Here is a 16,718-nt window from a genome sequence, read left to right as displayed (position 1 = left end):
ATAATGTGGCACTTATGTATACTTATGGCACTTAAATTGGAGATAAAGGCGATGAAAAGAATAAACAAACAATGTCTTGTATGCGGGGAAGTGTTTCTGCCCAAGACCGTAACTTCTGTCTACTGCTCGTCAAAATGCAGTAAAAAAGCATACAAGCAGAAGATGAAGCAGCTTAAAAATGAAGCAGACATCAAAGCGATGATAGAGAAAATACCGCAGGATAGGGCATTTCTTTCCGTCTCTGAGGCTGGCATGCTTTTTGGAATTGCCAAAAGAACCCTCTACAGGCTTGTGGAGCAGGGAAAAATTCCGTCAGTTAATCTTGGAACCCGCCTTGTAAGGATCGACCGCAGAGTCATGGAAGGGATGTTCAGCCCTGCCCGAAGCCTGCCGCAGGCTGAGAGCGCACCTAAGAAAAAATTATACAGCCTTGAAAGAGAAGACTGCTATTCGATTGGTGAAATTGCTCAGAGATTTCAGATATCTGAGGGTTCTGTCTACAGCCATATCAGGAAATATTCAATACCTACCAGGCAGATCGGAAAGCATGTATATGCTCCAAAAAGCGAAATTGATAACTTGTATAACGGAAATGATTTTATATGAAACAATTAGCAAAAACCAAGGTAACTGTGCGTCTTCGAAAAGCAGAAGACCGAGAGGAATGGTATGTCTACATAGAAAGCTATCCTGTTGAGGTTTCCGGAAAGAAAACGCCACAGAGAATCCGTGAATACTTAAACAGAACCGTAAAAACCGTGGAGTGGGACAAACAGAGAACCGCCCGTACAGATGCGCAGGGCATAAAATCCTATAAGCCCAGACGCAGCGATAACGGAATAATAATAACCAGAAGCGAAACCGACCGTGAAATAATGCTCTATGCTGACGGGGTGCGTAAAATCCGTCAGAAAGAATACGATAATATAGATCTGTACAGTGATGCTGAGAACCTATTGGCTGAACAGAAAGAAAGAGGAAAAGAGGATTTTATCAGATACATTGCTTCTGTAGCAGCTAAAAGACACGCCCGAAGTTCAAAATCCATTCAGATCAATTGGGAGCGGACCAAAGAATTTTTAAAAAGCTACTCTGCAGGCAGTCTGATGTTTTCTCAGATTAACATCAGAATGGCGGAAGATTTTAAACTCTTTCTGCTGGCTGCGCCGCTCGGAGGAGGCAAAAAAGGAATACTTTCCCTCAACACTGCGGCAAGATATTTTTCGATTTTTAAAGCAGCTTTGAAACAGGCCTTTATCGACGGATATCTAACTGTTGATCTGTCTTCAAAAATAAAGGGCATCCCGGAGCAGGAATCAAGACGCGAATATCTTACCATTAAAGAATTGAACGTATTGGCTGAAACGCCCTGTGAGAAAGATGTCCTTAAAAGAGCCGCGCTTTTCTCAGCGCTTACCGGCTTGCGGCATTCCGACATTCAGAAACTCCGATGGAAAGAGATAAGCCTGGAAGACGGCATGGCCAAACTGCATTTCACCCAGAAAAAAACAAGGGGTGTCGAATATATGCCTATTTCTGAGCAGGCTTTGCAGCTCTGCGGAGAACCAAGGCTTCCCGGACAGCTTGTTTTTGAGGATCTGCCGGATCCGTCGTGGATTTCACGCCCTCTGAAAAAATGGGTTGAATCTGCAGGAATTAAAAAAAACATTACCTTCCACTGCTTCCGCCATACATTTGCAACACTGCAGCTGTCCAGCGGGACAGATATCTATACGGTCAGCAAAATGCTTGGGCATACTAACGTAAAAACTACTCAAATCTATGCCAAGGTAATAGATGAAAAGAAAAACAGAGCTTCGCAGGCAATACAATTGGAATCTTTAAAGAAAAGAGCGCAATGAAAATAAAGTACTTCGAATATATTACAGTTTACCTGTCTGTTTTTTTAGTCTGTGTCTTTGTCGGTGTAATCGGAAGACTGGTGCTGCTGGAAAAAGGTGCTGATGAATATACGGCCGGTGTTTTTTTTTGGATCAGCACTGGATTTGGAGTTTTAATGTTTGCAATTCTAAGCCTGTTTCTAAACGAATTGGCTGCAGGAATACTGAATCGTTTTTTGAAGGCTGAAAAAAAGCAATCGCCTGAAAGCCTAATTACAAGTGAGGACCTTGTAAAAATAGAAGAAGGGCTTCAGAATGGTTTAATTAAGCCCGAAATGCCTGAAAAGAAAAATTCAGCCCTTGATATTGAGAAGATAAGGGAGGAGCGTCAAAATGCAGTCAGAAATCAAAAACAGGAAAGGATTGATACAGCCATCCGTTATGCACAGCAAGAGTTCGCGATGTATGCATCGGATGATGATTTGAAACAGTTGAGTAAGAATATAATTATATATGCTGAAGAAATAAATTTCGAAAAGATTAAACCAGTAAAAGTAAAAGATCTGTCCAATCTCGATCTGTATCATTTTGGCTGGAATATTTGGAATTGTTTTAAAGTCAGTAAACAGGACAGAGCTGCACATTTTTTAAAATTAACTTTTGCTGACGCTTTAAAAGATGTTGAAGAGAACAGTATTAAAACGCATCTGAAAGATGATGAACAGAAAGGGCTTATAAAGATAATAGAAGATTTTACAGATTTTTAAATACCAATAGGTATAAAGCACTGTATTTTTCAAGTGTTTTTGCTGTGAAGAAGGACACAGCAAAAACACTTTTTTCATTTGCACCATAACTGTTAAAAACGATGGCTATGGACATAAACGAAATCTCTTTTGAGAACCTGCCCAAAGCAGTAGCACACATAGTGAAAGAAATTGCCGAGATTAAACTTATGATTCAGAATATACAGGTATATGAATCTAAAGAAAAAAATATTCCTATCGGCATTGAAGAAGCAAGCCGGCTGATAGGAAAAGCAAAGCCTACAATTTACGCTCTTGTGAGACAGAGAAAAATTCCGTGCTATAAATATGGTAAAAAGCTGTACTTTTTTGAAGAAGAGCTTTTAGAATGGATCTCTAAAGGGAAAAAGAAAACAATACAGGAAATCGAATCAGAAGTATTGAAATATAATCATAATTGAAATAAATAGATGGATTATAGCCCGCAAGAATATTTATTTCAATCCATTACAGTATCAAAAAGATTTAGTACAAAGCGATAAGTTATCTAAAGAAAAATACAACATCTGTTTCAAGGAGAGCAGGATTCGAACTTTCAGATTGGAAACCGCTGTATATCTCACTTTTATCTATGTCTTGAACCTCTGTGCACCGATTCTGCACCAAATTCAATTTTTTACTTTTTCAATATTTTATTATCACAAAGCTTTGTATACTAGCGAATTAAATTAATAGACAAGTAGTATTATTCTTTTTTGTATCACAAATATATTAAAAATACTGAATATTTCCGATTAAGAAATTAAAGCTCTGTGACAGTCGCAGAAAAGGTATCAACTCCAGATGTGCGTAGGCAAATGTCAGAGACTGCTTTATGGCATCTTTAAGGCAGTTCATTTTTGTTTTTACTGTCCAGTACCAATTGGGCAGTTTTTCTTTATTATGGAAAAAATTCAATGTGGCAAATTCTGGCATTTTAAGCCAGTAAATACCTCTCATATATTCGCGCCAGCCGATAATCTGCCTCACAAAACCTTCTAACTGATTGTAGGCAATAATTTCAGGTTCTTTCTGCCATGCTGCAATTGCTGCCTGGATGACTTCAGCGGGAGAAATCATTTTTGTATTTAATGAAAAAGACAATCTGGAATGGTACAGTGACCACTCGTTTGGAGCCATAGCATCCTGATAAGTGCCGAATAAAGGCAGACATTCGGGAACAAAAAAATCAAGCACTTCAAGAGATTGTTTCCGGTTTATAGGCCAGATAAAGTTATTGCTCTCAATGGTTCCCATAGTTTTAATATCGGTTTTTAAAATCTCCTGCACTATTTCAGAAACATTATTATTAAAAACGAAAGGCGTGGTGGGCTTATGATTTTTAGGCATTTTTTTTCTGTTTTCATCGTCATAATTCCACTGGCCTGCGATCGGATTATCTCCAGAGATCAGCAATTGATGTTTTTTTCACATGGCACGATAAAAGCTTTCCATCAAAAAAGTTTTTTTTCCTTCAAAGAATTTTCCGAGTTCATCACGGTTACTGAAAAAATGCTCGGTATCATAAACTTTAAAAGCAACAGAAAGTTGTGAAGTAATATTTTTCAATATCAAATCTACCCGATATTCATCTGGAAGCTGATATTCGAATCTTGTGTAATGATCTCTTTGTATAATAAAAAACAGATTTTCTTCAAGAGACTGTAAATTGTCCTGATCGTTTATTTTCAAATAAATACATTGATGTTTTTTGGATTCCAGGAAACTGGAAAACTGGCGCATTGCGGCAAAAAAGCCCGCTATTTTTTGAATGTGGTGTGTGACATAATCCGTTTCTGTCCGGATTTCCATCATTATATAGGTAACAGAATCGTCTGTTTTTTCAAACCATGAATGATTGCAGTTCAATTGGTCGCCCAGAATCAGCCTTAAAGTTTTACTGCCCATATTATTTGTGTATTCTGCATTTATCACTGCAATATTTAACTTCATCCCAGACCTTTTCCCATTTCCTTCTCCATGAAAAAGGACGATTGCAGACCGGACAGATTTTACTTGGCAGGTTTTCTTTTTTTACTTTTCGCATAAAAATGGCTAGAGAATATTTTCTTGTTTTTTTCGGATACTACAGATAGCATCACTGGCATATTTTCTGGTTTCTTCAATATCCACAATCGGAAACGGATAATCCTTTCCAATTTCACATTCGTAGAGCTGCTGATCAATCGAACCTAACTTCCAGGGCTCATGAATTAAGAGGGGAGGGATATTAGCGAGTTCGGGAATCCATTTTTTAATAAAAATCCCTTCACTGTCATGCTGATCAGAGTTTTTAATGGGATTATAGATTCTAATAGTTCCCGTTTCGGTCACGCCCGCCTGCATCTGCAGCTGCGGATAATGGATTCCCGGTTCATAATCCAGAAATTGCAGCGCTAAAAAATGAAGCTGGCGCCAGTCCTGCCAGAGATTAAAAACAAAAAAGGACACTACCAAGGCTCGCATTCTAAAATTGATAAATCCCGTTGCAGTTAAGCACCTCATACAGGCATCGACAATGGGAATGCCTGTTTGCCCTTTCTGCCAGGCTTTAATGTAATTTTCAATTTTAGGTTTTATCAGTACATCAAAGCTCGGGTCTATGTTTTCAAATTCAATACGGCAGTCGCTTTCAAATTTCTGCATAAAATGACAGTGCCAATGCAGTCTGGAAACAAAGTTAAGCATGGCTTTCTGGTTGGGTGAACCTTGATAAAACTGATTGGTATAGTGATAGTCCATCCGCATGCTGATATTTCCGTAGGCCAGATAAGGCGAGAGCCTGCGGCAGCTTTTTCGGCTCAGACCGGGTTTGGAAATATGCCTGCTGTAATTAACGTGTCTTTCCTCGGCAAAACTTTTTAAATAACGCCACGCCCAGTATTCACCGCCCTGCTGGAAGTTTTTATTATGAGTTGTAATAGCTTCGGAAAGTGTTTTTCCCTTTAGGTTTTGATAAAAACCTGCATCTAAATCTTCAAATTTAAAAGTATTCAGGTCGATCATTTTTGGGTCAGCCCGCATTACCTTTTCCCAGCGCTCATCCCAGCCCTGTCTTGATTTGAGTTTTCTAATTACGCCATGCAGCTGGGATTGTTTCCACAAAATGCTTTGGATGTCAAAAAAGGACTGCATGGCTATATCGCGGTCAAATGTGATTTTAGTGCCAATTTCCTGATGCGAAAAGACTGTTTGAACTTCGTAAATACGGCAAAACTGCTCAAAAACGGGCTGCACTTCATTATGAAAATAATAGATATGCGCCCCAATTGATTTTAGTTTAGACTGCATTTCTTTTAAGCATTCATACGCAAACCTCCAGTGGCGCACATTTGAATCGTTACGTGTCATTATTGAAGGCTCAAAGAAATAAAGCAAAAGCAGCGGGATATTCTCCTGCTGCGCCATAAAAAGGGGCTCATGATCTGTAGAACGAAGATCACGCTTGAACCACATAATATTAACTTTTTTTTTATTCAATTTTAAAGCAATGATGTAATTTCCTTATCGGGTTTTGCATAAGATAGCCGGGCGAGCTGTATGGTTTTATGATAACTGTCCAGACCCGAACAGGTAATGGTATTGGCTTTTTCAAGATCAACAAATCCATCTGGAGATACGCAGTCTTCAGGAATATAGATTTGAACAATTTCGCCGATAATCATAGTGGTATTGTTAATCGAAATATCAATTTTCTCTTTAAGTTCAATTCGCATCTGAATCAGGCTTTCCTGTACAAAAGGAGCCTGAAAGCCGTTTTTAAATTCAGGGGTGAGGCTCACTGCATCAAATTCAGATACAGCGGCATCATAGCGCGCGGAAGTCTGGTGCGCTTTTTTATAAATCGATTCATTGATATGGTTTAGGGTATAAAAACCGGATTCTAGAATATTGCTTAAAGTATCGCGCTGCGGCGGACTAGGCCTGAAAATTACATCGATCAATGCAGGATTGGCTCCGATATGAAATACAGAACTAAAAATAGATACGTTCGTATTTCTTGAATGGCTTTTGGTTCCAATAAGCGAAACACTTTTAAAGCCGCCAATACTATTGATCAGATGAGCTATTTTGCGGCTTTCCAGCATGTCGATATCTTGTGAATGCAGAAACTTTTTTTCATCTTCGTTTTGAAATTTTATTGTTGGAAATCACGCGCTGTCTGCTGCATTTAAAACGGTCGATTTCAGAAGGACGCTTCGCTGCATGCTTGGTTCTGCAGTTCTCCACGCGTTTGCGCCATAATTTATAACTGCTGAATTTCAGTTCTTTTTTCATCAAAGCCTTTACATCGGCCTCAGATAAATGAAACTGAAACTTTATGGCATCAAAGGTGGTTCTGTCTTCCCATGCCATTTCTATAATGCGGTCCAGTTCAAGGGCAGAAAAGCTGCTTTGTTTTGTATTCATATCGATACGCTGTTACGAACTTTTTTTCATTTGTAATAGTGCTAAGGTACTTAATTAGATTTATTTTGTTTAATGTTATTTGGTAAAAGTTAAACAATTACTATCTTTATAATGAAAATCAATTATTTAGTAAGATGATATCTGAAGGAAGTACAATACTTTAAATTTTAGAATAATGGAAAAAATAGTAGTTATTGGGGGCAGCAGGGGAATTGGCAGCGCCGTAGTGCTGCAGCAATTAGAAAACAGGCAGGTTTATAATATCAGCAGGACTGCTCCTGAGATTTTCCATCCCAATTTAATCCATTATGGGGCTGATGTTCTGCATGATGATCTTCCGGAAATTGAAAGTATTGATGCCCTTATCTATTGTCCGGGATCGATAAACCTCAAACCTATTTTAAGTCTGGGTGCTGATGATTTCAGAAATGATTTTGAAATTAATGTTATTGGCGCTGTAAAAGCCATTCAGCATTATCTGCCGGCTTTAAAAAAAGGAACTAATCCGTCGATTGTGCTTTTCAGCACCGTAGCGGTAAAACTCGGAATGCCTTTTCATGCCAGTATTGCAGCTGCAAAAGGCGGGGTAGAGGGGCTTGTAAAATCGTTAGGGGCAGAACTGGCTCCCAAAGTCCGCATCAATGCCATTGCGCCTACGATCACCGAAACTTCGTTGTCAGCTTCGATCCTCAGAAATGAGCGCATGAAAGAAAATATGATAGAGCGCCATCCGCTTAAAAATTATTTAAAACCCCGCGAAGTGGCGCAGATGGCAGATTATCTTATCTCTAAAGCGGCAGGATCAATTTCGGGCCAGATTTTTCAAATGGATTATGGTCTGGTCAGTTTTAAAATGTAATTTATACAAAGATGAAAATTCTACTCACAGGCGCAACAGGATATATTGGTAAGAGGCTGTTGCCTTTACTGCTGGATCAGGGACATGAAGTAATCTGCTGTGTGAGGGATAAGAGCAGGTTTTATTATCCCAAAAGAGATACAAAAAACATCCATCTTCTTGAAGTTGATTTTTTAGATGCAAAAAGCGTGGAAAAAATCCCTGATGATATCGATGCGGCCTATTATCTGATTCATTCCATGTCAGGGGCGGTTAACTATGATGAGCTGGAAAGTATTTCGGCTCGTTATTTCAAGGAGAAAATAGACAGAACAGCCGCAAAACAGATTATTTATTTAAGCGGAATTGTAAACGATAAATCATTATCCAAACATTTATCATCCAGAAAAGCAGTAGAGGAAATTTTAAAGAATGGAAAAACCCCGACCACTACACTAAGGGCTGGGATTATTGTGGGATCCGGGAGTGCTTCTTTTGAAATTATACGTGATCTGGTTAATAAACTCCCCGTGATGATTACTCCAAAATGGCTCAATACCAAATGCCAGCCTATTGCTATTGGGGATGTTTTAGAGTTTTTAATCCGCTCACTGCTAAACCCTAAAACCTATAATGAAAGTTTTGATATCGGCGGTCCCGATATTCTGACCTATAAAGAAATGCTCCTGGGGTTTGCCCGGGCAAAAAAACTAAAAAGATATATTTATACACTGCCGGTCATGACGCCAAAATTGTCATCGTACTGGCTTTATTTTATTACTTCAACTTCTTTTAAACTGGCTTCGGCATTAGTAAGCAGTATGAAAGTAGAAGTCGTTTGCAGTGACAGCAGGATTAATGATTTATTAAGTGTTAAGCCAATGAATTACGAGATGGCGCTGCAGAGGGCACTCACAAAGATTAACGAAGATGCAGTGGCTTCGAGCTGGAAAGATTCACAGATCAGCGGACAGTTTAAAGGAAGTGTGGCTTATTATCTAAAGGTTCCTAAAAAAGACTGCTTTATTGACAGAAGAAAAAGAAAAATCATTGACAGGGATGCTGTGATATCTAAAATATGGTCTATCGGCGGGGAAACCGGATGGTATTACGCAGACTGGCTCTGGAGCCTGCGCGGCTTTATGGATAAGATTGCCGGAGGTGTGGGAGCAAGAAGGGGAAGAACCAGTAGACATGAAATTCATGCAGGAGATGCACTCGATTTCTGGCGTGTGGTATATGCTGACAAGAAAGAAGGAAAATTAATTTTATATGCCGAGATGAAACTGCCCGGAGAAGCGTGGCTTGAATTTAAAATTATTAATAATAAATTGTACCAGGCCGCGACTTTTAGACCTAAGGGAATATTGGGCAGGCTGTACTGGTATTCAGTGCTGCCTTTTCATGGTTTTATTTTCAATGGAATGATTAATGAATTAACACGTTAGATATATTTAATCATGGCATTATATGAAGAGTTTTTTTTATTCATATAGCCTGTGTTTAAATAAAAAAAGCATCTGCTTTAGGCAGATGCTTGATAAACTAATTTTATAGTAAATTATGCTATTACTACGTTCACTGCGTTTGGACCTTTGCGTCCTTCCTGCACGTCATAACGCACCTGATCATTTTCACGGATATTTTCCGACAGCCCTGAAACGTGAACAAAAACTTCGTTTCCGCCATCTGTGGGTGTTATAAAACCAAAACCTTTTTCTTCATTGAAGAATTTTACTGTACCTTCCTACATGTTAAATATTTAATTTACACAAATGTAGCGTATTAAATAACAGGAAACTGAAAAAAGATTTTTAATTGTGTTTTTCTTAACGTAAGTCAATCCGCGGTAATGGGCATAGGCTTAATAAATGCGATTTTCAAGGGGAAAACTTCACTGCTGGAGGCTGTTTTCTAATACCTGTGAAGGGGCAGGGAGCCCTAATTCTTTGGTCGCTGATCGTATGTTCCTGAAAAAGCCAACGCTGTAAGAACATTTTGCATAGCAGATCACATCAAAATTCTGTTCTGTGAGCTCTTCTATTTTTAAATCGGTTATCGCAAGGGATTCTGATGTTTTTTTGTTAATGGCTTTTCCCAGAATCCTGTCCTGATAATATTGTGAAGGCTGCTCTGCTTCTTTTAGGGTATACATATGCCGTTGGTTTTTATCAAAAATACAAAAATAACTGCAGATTTTACGCTGTCTGTCTTTAATGCGGCAAAACGGTGCACTTTAAGCTGCAGGGCTTTGTTTTTTAACATCCCCGATCTTGATACGTACCATTTTAATAATTATATTTGATCTGGAAAGACCATCATTTATAAACATCAGATTTTTTTACAATGCAAAAAGAAGTACGATTCAAGGTGAGAAAAGATCTGGACCCGCAGGAGCAACAGAGGGTCATTAAATTAAAAGGAAGCCTTATTTCCAAAGGCTACACCGAAATTATACATATCAGGGACCAGGGCGAGGAGTTTCATCTCAATACTTTTAGACCCCGGCGGGTAAACGAAATGAAGCGCAGCAGTATATTGTGGCCTTTATCAGCGAGGAGAACCTCTGTCAGACCATATCAAAAGCTTAACTAACTTAATTCAGTTTTTTTTATTCATGCCCGCCTGCTGTACACAGGCGGGCTTTTTTTGCTTTGACACTGCGCGCCGGATGCTCTATTTTTAATTCAGTTGATCAGCAAAAGGGCCGGCCGGGGGCGCTGATATGGATTTTAAGTTCATTGCTGTATTTTGGACCTTCAGTCTACCGGTAAGGTCAATGGGCAGAAAGTCCAGTGTTTTAAGAAAATTCCGGATACCATTTCCCGAAGCTTTATGACTAGATATGAAAAACAGCTCCTGCCTGTTTGTATGGGCTGTGGTTTTAACTGCTGGTTTTAGGCTCACCGGGGTAAAGAGTTTTACGATATGCGCCTCAGGAATTAAACAGACGGTAATCCTGTAGGTCATACCATGGGTGATGCCCGATAAAAGCGAGCCGGGATCAAAGATCAGGCTGCTGGTATGTACGATTATTTTCCCTGACATATCAGGCAGGTTTGGCAGTACAGACTCCAGATCATCCTTTGGAAGGAACAAAAGTATAATGTCTGCCGCCGCGGCCTGCTCAAGGGTGCCAAGGGCCGCAGTTGCGCCCATTGTTTTAACCGATTCCCTTATAAGGCTGTTACCCTGGGGATTGTGCAGGGTTATTTTATATCCTGCCCTGGCAGAGCGGATGGCCAGCTTAAGGGTAAGGCTGCCGATTCCTATGATTCCAATTTTCATAATTGTTTGGGTTTAATTACAGATCTCAGAGTACTGAATCCGGCATCTTGTCTTTATTAAGAATGCCGGCTTGTAATAGAAAATTTTTAAAATCAGACTAAAATTAGTACAAATTCCTGATTTTGCATGTACGTATTTTTACCTGTTTTTGATTTTTGCAGCAGGGTTCTGTCGCATCTGGTAATAACTTTTATCTTTAGAACTTTAAACCGATTAAAAGATGAATACTAAAGGTCATTGTTATCCAAAATACATAATTCTTCAGGCAGTATATTTCAAGCTAAGATTTACACTTAGTTACCGGGATGTTGAAGAACTAATGAAGATTAGAGGAGTCATTGTGGATCATGCCACGATCCAGCGCTGGGTTTATAAGTTTACACCTTTGATTGAGTCAGAGATGAAGAAGATAAAAGGCAGAGTGGGAGCGAGTTGGAGATTGGATGAGACATATATCAAAGTAAAAGGTATATGGTGTTATTTATATCGAGCAGTAGATAAATTAGGTAATACGGTTGACTTTCTTTTGACTAGAAAAAGACAAAGAATGAGTGCTCAGTCATTTCTAATTAAAGCAATTGATAATAATTACCGGCTAAGAGTCATAAAAATTGATAAAAGTAGTTCTAATATCGCAGCGATCAAAGTATATAACAAACGTTCATTCTCAAAGATTAAAATCCGGCAGTGTAAATATCTCAACAATATTGTAGAACAGGATCATCGTTTTATAAAGTGGCGTATACAAAATGGATTAGGTTTCAAAAGTTTTGAATCGGCCAAAAGAACATTGAGCGGAATTGAAGTTGTGAATATGCTTAGAAAAAATCAGATGGTCAAACCAGGGAAATCTATGTTTAAATCATTCTGCAAACTGGCGGGCTAAATTTTAAATTGCTTAAAATTTTATATTTGATTCTTCGAGATGCGACAGAATCGGCAGTTTTCTCTTTAAAATTGCGGCCATAACTTTTCGATTCTCTTTCATGCTCTAAAGTTAAGATTTGGTTCTTAACAGCAACTCCATGCTAAGCAAGCACATCCAATGCTTTATCAATTGCATTAGGTGCAGACAGCGAAATGACATTTTCTTTTCGCTGTATCACCGAAATAATATGGTTTAATGGAGATGCCATTTCAGTTGCAATATTACTAATTGACCGTTCTCAATGCCTTTTTGACAATGTACCTTGTTTGTTTTGTACCGCTTTCTTTTTCCCAACGTTTACAAAGCTCCTTTACAAAATCGGGCTGTGTTTTACTTGCATCATTTAACCAATTTCCAACACTGTCTTGTACATATTTTGCTGAATCGGATTTTAGAGGTTCTAAAATTGGCAAAGCCAATTTGGGATTTTGTTTTAGTTCTTCGATATGTTCGCACCAAACGCCGCGAGGCCGTGTTGTCTCTGTGGTAAAGCGTCTGATATTTTCATCTTGGTTTGTCGTCCATTTGGAAAGTATTTCAATGCTTTTGGTAAGATTTTGAGCGACTTTCGCTCTTACAGCCAGCCAGCAGATTTCCCTTACTCCAAAATGTTTATCGGTTGAAAAAGGCTTAATTTGATTAAGCGTTTCGTTTATGTTTAGATTTTCATTTTTGCCAATGGTATAAGCTGCCCAGCAACGAACTAAATCGGCTTTGTGAAGAGATAATGTCGTTAAGAAATCGCTATCATTATTCTTTATTGCCTGCTCAAGAATCCCTGTTCCGATAGCTTCGTTTATGGTGTTTACAGTCTGCTTTTTCAGTTGGTCGATTTTAGACAGAACGGGTTTTAAATAATTCATTCTTTGATTTTCTGCAAGTAAATTTTCCAATAAAAGCCGCTGGTCAACTGCTAACCATTCCATAAGGTTGGAAGTTTCAATTTCACCACTATTTAGCTGTGCTAAAATATCTGTCGGAATATCCTTTGCACTTCTTGCTCCTTTTCTTTTTATCTCGTTCATAATTGTTTAATCAATTCCTGAATATCTATCCTGTTCATATAATTGGCATCAGCAAATTTGTACCTAACGCTGCCATTTGTATCTACTACAAAAACGGCAGGTATAGGCAATTCGCTGTTGCCGTTTTCGTTGTATTCCGACAGGTCAATGCCTAAACCTCTGTAAGTGGGAACGATATAGTCCTGAAGCCCGAATGAAATGCCAAGCTGTTTAGCCAAAGCATTGTTTTTATCGGTCAATAATTCAAAATCCAAATTGTAATTGCTCTTTAATTCTTGGCTATAATCGAGCTTTTGCGGTGAGATTGCCACAAGGGTTGCTTTTCTGTCGGTAATCTGTTTTAGGCTGTCTTGCAGTGCTTTTAATTCAAGGCTGCAATAAGGGCACCAGCTGCCACGAAAAAAAGCTGCAATCACTTTTCCCTTTTTTAGAATTTCTTTTAACTGCACCGTTTCATCATTTGTATTTGGCAGTTTGAAATCGGGAAACATATCGCCTGTTTGGATGCTGTTTCCTTCCATGTTCCTGGCTCTCAAATCCTGAATGGATTTGCCGAATGCATCTAAGGCTTCTCTGGGAAGCTGATGCCCTAAATTTTCATTCAGTTCTTCAATCTGCTGTGCTAAATTTTTCATATATTGTTTTATATTTTTGCAAAGTTTTGAAAGTAAAACCAGAAATGCAATACCGCATATAATTATCCCTAGGAGACAAAAAAGTCAATTTTATGAAAACAAAGCAACGAGCGATAGTAGAAAAAATTTGCCCATTGGAATTTGCTGTTAATGCTATTAGCGGAAAATGGAAAATCCCGATTGTGTGGCGTATAAACGAAGGCGAAAAACGTCCGAGCGAAATGCTTCGCGGCATTGCAAAAGTGGATAGGCGTGTGTTGAACCAGCATCTGAAAGAATTGGAACAGGACGGAATTTTAAGCAAAAAAATCTTCAATGAATTACCGCCCCGCGTTGAGTATTCGCTTACACCGCTGGGCGAGAAATTGGCAGATGTACTTTGGAAATTGAACGATTGGGGCGAAATCCTTTTGTCTGAAAAGCCTGTATTAGCTAATTCATATAGTGGTGTGTAACAAATATTTTTTGTTTCTGTTTTTTCAAACAAAGCATTGTCGGACTTTTTTTTAGAATAGCCGTTTGCTCGGGAAATTACTCTCTCCTTTCCAACCTGAAAAAGAGGCCTTTGAATCGGGAAGGATAATGCTTAATGGAATCAATGAATTATTAGCCAATAATGAGGTTTTTGCCTTCGAAACCGCTTTAGCCACAAAAGCACTTCTTTTTTACAAAACCGCCTTAGCTTTTTGTGGCAAAAATGAAGGTAACTCTAATTCTGCTATAAAACTTAGACTTGCGAAATATATTTAAAAACTGCCTTAGCATTTTATGGCTAAATGGGAGGCATCTCTATGTTACGTCTAGCTTTTTTGTACAAATTAAGATGAAAATATTTGACCTGGTATTTGTAGAAGATAATTTTAAGATAGGTAAAAAAAATTAAATTGCTGCTTAGAAAGCCAATATCTTTGGAGATAACTAGATTTTCTTAAATCGAAGTTCTGAAGGATTTATTTCTTTATACTTTTGAAATGTTTTGTTCATATGGCTTGCGTCTGTAAAGCCGGTTTTCTCTGCAATTTCAGAAATACTCAGTGTACTTTGTTTTAAAAGCACTGTGGCGCGCTCCAGTCTTGTTTCCATTATAATCTTTTTGAAGCCATTCCCTGTATGGTTTTTAAGATATTCGCCTACATAGTTTGCAGATATATTAAACTCTGCTGCTATTGTTGCAAGTGTTAATTTTTTTTCTGTGTTTATATTCAATCTTATGTAAGCCAAAACGTCATTTACTTTATCTCTTTCCTTTTCGGCAAAAGTTTTTTTTGTAGAGTGCTCGGTGAGATGCCGCAAGACAATAACTATGATAGCACCAAAAAACTCTAATGTTAATTCTCTAGAATGCAGCTTAGGAGATTTATATTCTTCTAAAAGCATTTTTGAGAGAAAAAATATTTTTTTAGTATCCTGTCTGTTTTTTATTAGGCTTCCTGCGGTCATATTTGAACGAAAGAGGAAACGGCTGTTGGTTTCAAACCAGCCTGATTTAATCCAGCTTTGCTTGTCATTGAATATCTGCTCAGTAAATTTAATGTATAGTAAAATTGTAGGATCTTTTATCTCTAGTTGATGAGAATCTTCGGGAGTTAACAGGAAGATGTCCCCTCTATTGTAAGTAAATATTGTATCGTTAATTTTATGCAGTCCATGCCCTTTTCTAACTAATATCAATTCACAAAAGTTGTGGGTGTGCTGACCATACGGCCAATCTGTTAATTCTAATTCAAATACATTTATGGAGTGTTTGCTGAATATTCTTTTCATGAACCATTTTTGTTACAAATGTATCCTTTTTTTTTACAATAATTTTAGAGCTAAAAGATTGAATTTTGTGTAGTTATAATTTTTATAGAAATGAAATATCCTAATTTATTCAGTGGTTACAATTTAAAAGGACTTAACTTAAAAAATAGGTTCTTAATGGCTCCTATGACAAGGAGCCGAAGTGATGAGCAAGGAGATGTGCCAAATGATTTAATGGCTGAGTATTACAGCCAGAGGACTTCAGCTGGGCTTATAATCTCTGAGGCCACACAAATTAGTCTTCAAGGGAAAGGCTATGCTCGTACGCCAGGTATTTATGCTAAAGAGCAAATAGAAGGATGGAAAAAAATTACATCTGCGGTACATGCAAAAGAGAGTAAGATATTTCTTCAGCTGTGGCATGTCGGCCGAGTTTCTTCCGCTAAAGTAAATGGACTACAGCCCGCAGGTCCATCAGATCTTACAGCAAAGGATACATCAGTGTATATCTTTGATGGTGCTCCAAATGGGGATGCAACTTTCGTTCCTGTCGAAGAACCTAGAAAAATGACACATTCTGATATTAAGCAAACAATTGAAGATTTTGCTCAAGGTGCTAAAAATGCAATTGAAGCAGGATTTGATGGTGTAGAAATTCACGGAGCAAATGGATATCTTATAGACCAGTTTTTAAGAAACAATTCAAACGTCCGTACCGATCAATATGGGGGTACTATTGAAAACCGGATACGATTCCTATTAGAAATAACTGAAGCAGTTGTCTCTGAAGTAGGCAAAGACAAAGTTGGTGTAAGAGTATCGCCATTTATCAAATTTAAAGATATGGATGATCCACAGATATTAGATACTATTATGACTGCAGCAGATAGACTCAACGATCTTGGAATAGCCTATCTACATCTTTCAGAAGCTGATTGGGGCGATGCGCCTGAAATTCCAAGGGATTTTAGAATAAAGTTAAGAAAGACTTTTAGTAATACTATTATCGCAACAGGAAACAAAACACCAGAAACAGCGGAACAGCTGCTGGAATCAAATCTTGTAGATATTGTCGGATTCGGACGAAGCTTCCTTGCCAATCCAGATTATCCAAACCGCGTACTAATTGGAGCGTCATTGAATCAAATAACTGATAATCATACACTTTTTGGAGGTGGAGATAAACGTGGTTATACGGATTACCCATTTATGTAAGAGCGGGAGT

19 protein-coding genes and 2 pseudogenes are annotated in these 16,718 nt (G+C 38.2%); 10 read left to right on the top strand and 11 right to left on the bottom strand.

From position 1 onward, the window contains the following. The first annotated feature begins 51 nt into the window (after window positions 1-51). From BHE19_RS07945 to BHE19_RS07930, 4 genes are all read left to right on the top strand, one after another. On the top strand, window positions 52-606 hold the full coding sequence (locus BHE19_RS07945; protein WP_083342520.1) for a helix-turn-helix domain-containing protein: 555 nt from the start codon (window positions 52-54) through the stop codon (window positions 604-606). Then, on the top strand, window positions 603-1,862 hold the full coding sequence (locus tag BHE19_RS07940; RefSeq protein WP_070906641.1) for a site-specific integrase: 1,260 nt from the start codon (window positions 603-605) through the stop codon (window positions 1,860-1,862). Before BHE19_RS07945 ends, BHE19_RS07940 begins: the two co-directional genes overlap by 4 nt. Then, on the top strand, window positions 1,859-2,608 hold the full coding sequence (locus tag BHE19_RS07935; protein ID WP_070906640.1) for a hypothetical protein: 750 nt from the start codon (window positions 1,859-1,861) through the stop codon (window positions 2,606-2,608). Before BHE19_RS07940 ends, BHE19_RS07935 begins: the two co-directional genes overlap by 4 nt. A 107-nt stretch (window positions 2,609-2,715) precedes the next feature. Further along, complete coding sequence (locus BHE19_RS07930; RefSeq protein WP_070906639.1) at window positions 2,716-3,048, top strand: helix-turn-helix domain-containing protein; 333 nt, start codon at window positions 2,716-2,718, stop codon at window positions 3,046-3,048. A 310-nt stretch (window positions 3,049-3,358) separates the two neighbouring features. Here the strand turns inward: BHE19_RS07930 and BHE19_RS22270 are convergent. The 5 genes and pseudogenes from BHE19_RS22270 to BHE19_RS07905 form a co-directional block, all read right to left on the bottom strand. Then, window positions 3,359-4,534, bottom strand: a pseudogene (locus tag BHE19_RS22270) (cryptochrome/photolyase family protein). Between the two features lies 1 nt (window position 4,535). Further along, entirely contained in the window at window positions 4,536-4,673 is a 138-nt protein-coding gene (locus tag BHE19_RS22265; RefSeq protein WP_083342491.1) for a DUF2256 domain-containing protein, read from the bottom strand. Between the two features lie 8 nt (window positions 4,674-4,681). Continuing rightward, window positions 4,682-6,082: a cryptochrome/deoxyribodipyrimidine photo-lyase family protein gene (locus BHE19_RS07915; protein WP_070906636.1), complete on the bottom strand. Its 1,401-nt coding sequence runs from the start codon at window positions 6,080-6,082 to the stop codon at window positions 4,682-4,684. A gap of 26 nt (window positions 6,083-6,108) precedes the next feature. Further along, entirely contained in the window at window positions 6,109-6,714 is a 606-nt protein-coding gene (locus BHE19_RS07910) for a flavin reductase family protein (RefSeq protein WP_070906635.1), read from the bottom strand. A gap of 31 nt (window positions 6,715-6,745) precedes the next feature. Beyond that, window positions 6,746-7,036, bottom strand: coding sequence for a TIGR03643 family protein (locus BHE19_RS07905; protein ID WP_070906634.1), 291 nt, complete (start codon window positions 7,034-7,036; stop codon window positions 6,746-6,748). Between the two features lie 175 nt (window positions 7,037-7,211). On the opposite strand from BHE19_RS07905, the gene BHE19_RS07900 reads away from it, so the two are divergent. Both BHE19_RS07900 and BHE19_RS07895 read left to right on the top strand, forming a co-directional pair. Then, a complete protein-coding gene (locus tag BHE19_RS07900; protein ID WP_070906633.1) occupies window positions 7,212-7,895 on the top strand; it encodes an SDR family NAD(P)-dependent oxidoreductase in 684 nt (227 codons plus the stop codon). A gap of 11 nt (window positions 7,896-7,906) precedes the next feature. Then, window positions 7,907-9,322: an SDR family oxidoreductase gene (locus BHE19_RS07895; RefSeq protein ID WP_070906632.1), complete on the top strand. Its 1,416-nt coding sequence runs from the start codon at window positions 7,907-7,909 to the stop codon at window positions 9,320-9,322. Window positions 9,323-9,435: 113 nt separating this feature from the next. Here the strand turns inward: BHE19_RS07895 and BHE19_RS22260 are convergent. From BHE19_RS22260 to BHE19_RS07880, 3 genes and pseudogenes are all read right to left on the bottom strand, one after another. Continuing rightward, window positions 9,436-9,621, bottom strand: a pseudogene (locus BHE19_RS22260) (cold-shock protein); the annotation flags it as partial. Between the two features lie 147 nt (window positions 9,622-9,768). Further along, a complete protein-coding gene (locus BHE19_RS07890; RefSeq protein WP_070906631.1) occupies window positions 9,769-10,029 on the bottom strand; it encodes a hypothetical protein in 261 nt (86 codons plus the stop codon). 527 nt (window positions 10,030-10,556) lie between these two features. Continuing rightward, window positions 10,557-11,162 carry an NAD(P)-binding domain-containing protein gene (locus tag BHE19_RS07880; protein WP_070906630.1) on the bottom strand — a complete coding sequence of 202 codons (606 nt, stop codon included), beginning with the start codon at window positions 11,160-11,162 and terminating at the stop codon, window positions 10,557-10,559. Between the two features lie 220 nt (window positions 11,163-11,382). Between BHE19_RS07880 and BHE19_RS07875 the strand changes: the two genes are divergently transcribed. Continuing rightward, window positions 11,383-12,048, top strand: coding sequence for an IS6 family transposase (locus tag BHE19_RS07875; RefSeq protein ID WP_070906629.1), 666 nt, complete (start codon window positions 11,383-11,385; stop codon window positions 12,046-12,048). A 266-nt stretch (window positions 12,049-12,314) separates the two neighbouring features. Here BHE19_RS07875 and BHE19_RS07870 read toward each other — a convergent pair whose 3' ends face one another. Beyond that, window positions 12,315-13,115, bottom strand: coding sequence for a DNA alkylation repair protein (locus BHE19_RS07870; RefSeq protein ID WP_070906628.1), 801 nt, complete (start codon window positions 13,113-13,115; stop codon window positions 12,315-12,317). Continuing rightward, entirely contained in the window at window positions 13,112-13,750 is a 639-nt protein-coding gene (locus BHE19_RS07865) for a peroxiredoxin-like family protein (protein ID WP_070906627.1), read from the bottom strand. Before BHE19_RS07865 ends, BHE19_RS07870 begins: the two co-directional genes overlap by 4 nt. A 92-nt stretch (window positions 13,751-13,842) precedes the next feature. On the opposite strand from BHE19_RS07865, the gene BHE19_RS07860 reads away from it, so the two are divergent. Together BHE19_RS07860 and BHE19_RS22890 are read left to right on the top strand one after the other, a co-directional pair. Then, window positions 13,843-14,205, top strand: a complete 363-nt coding sequence (locus BHE19_RS07860; protein ID WP_070906626.1) for a winged helix-turn-helix transcriptional regulator — start codon at window positions 13,843-13,845, stop codon at window positions 14,203-14,205. A gap of 64 nt (window positions 14,206-14,269) precedes the next feature. Then, window positions 14,270-14,500 (top strand): hypothetical protein, encoded by a 231-nt coding sequence (locus BHE19_RS22890; RefSeq protein ID WP_207544114.1) that lies wholly within the window; start codon window positions 14,270-14,272, stop codon window positions 14,498-14,500. A gap of 168 nt (window positions 14,501-14,668) precedes the next feature. Here BHE19_RS22890 and BHE19_RS07855 read toward each other — a convergent pair whose 3' ends face one another. Further along, window positions 14,669-15,514: a helix-turn-helix domain-containing protein gene (locus BHE19_RS07855; protein WP_070906625.1), complete on the bottom strand. Its 846-nt coding sequence runs from the start codon at window positions 15,512-15,514 to the stop codon at window positions 14,669-14,671. A 90-nt stretch (window positions 15,515-15,604) separates the two neighbouring features. Between BHE19_RS07855 and BHE19_RS07850 the strand changes: the two genes are divergently transcribed. Further along, the gene (locus BHE19_RS07850) at window positions 15,605-16,708 is read left to right on the top strand and encodes an alkene reductase (RefSeq protein ID WP_070906624.1); all 1,104 of its coding nucleotides are present in this window, start codon (window positions 15,605-15,607) and stop codon (window positions 16,706-16,708) included. Window positions 16,709-16,718: the final 10 nt, after the last annotated feature.

It is taken from the genome of Flavobacterium tructae (assembly GCF_001853485.1).
GTDB lineage: Bacteria > Bacteroidota > Bacteroidia > Flavobacteriales > Flavobacteriaceae > Flavobacterium > Flavobacterium tructae.
This window is presented reverse-complemented; position numbering and strand designations above follow the sequence as displayed.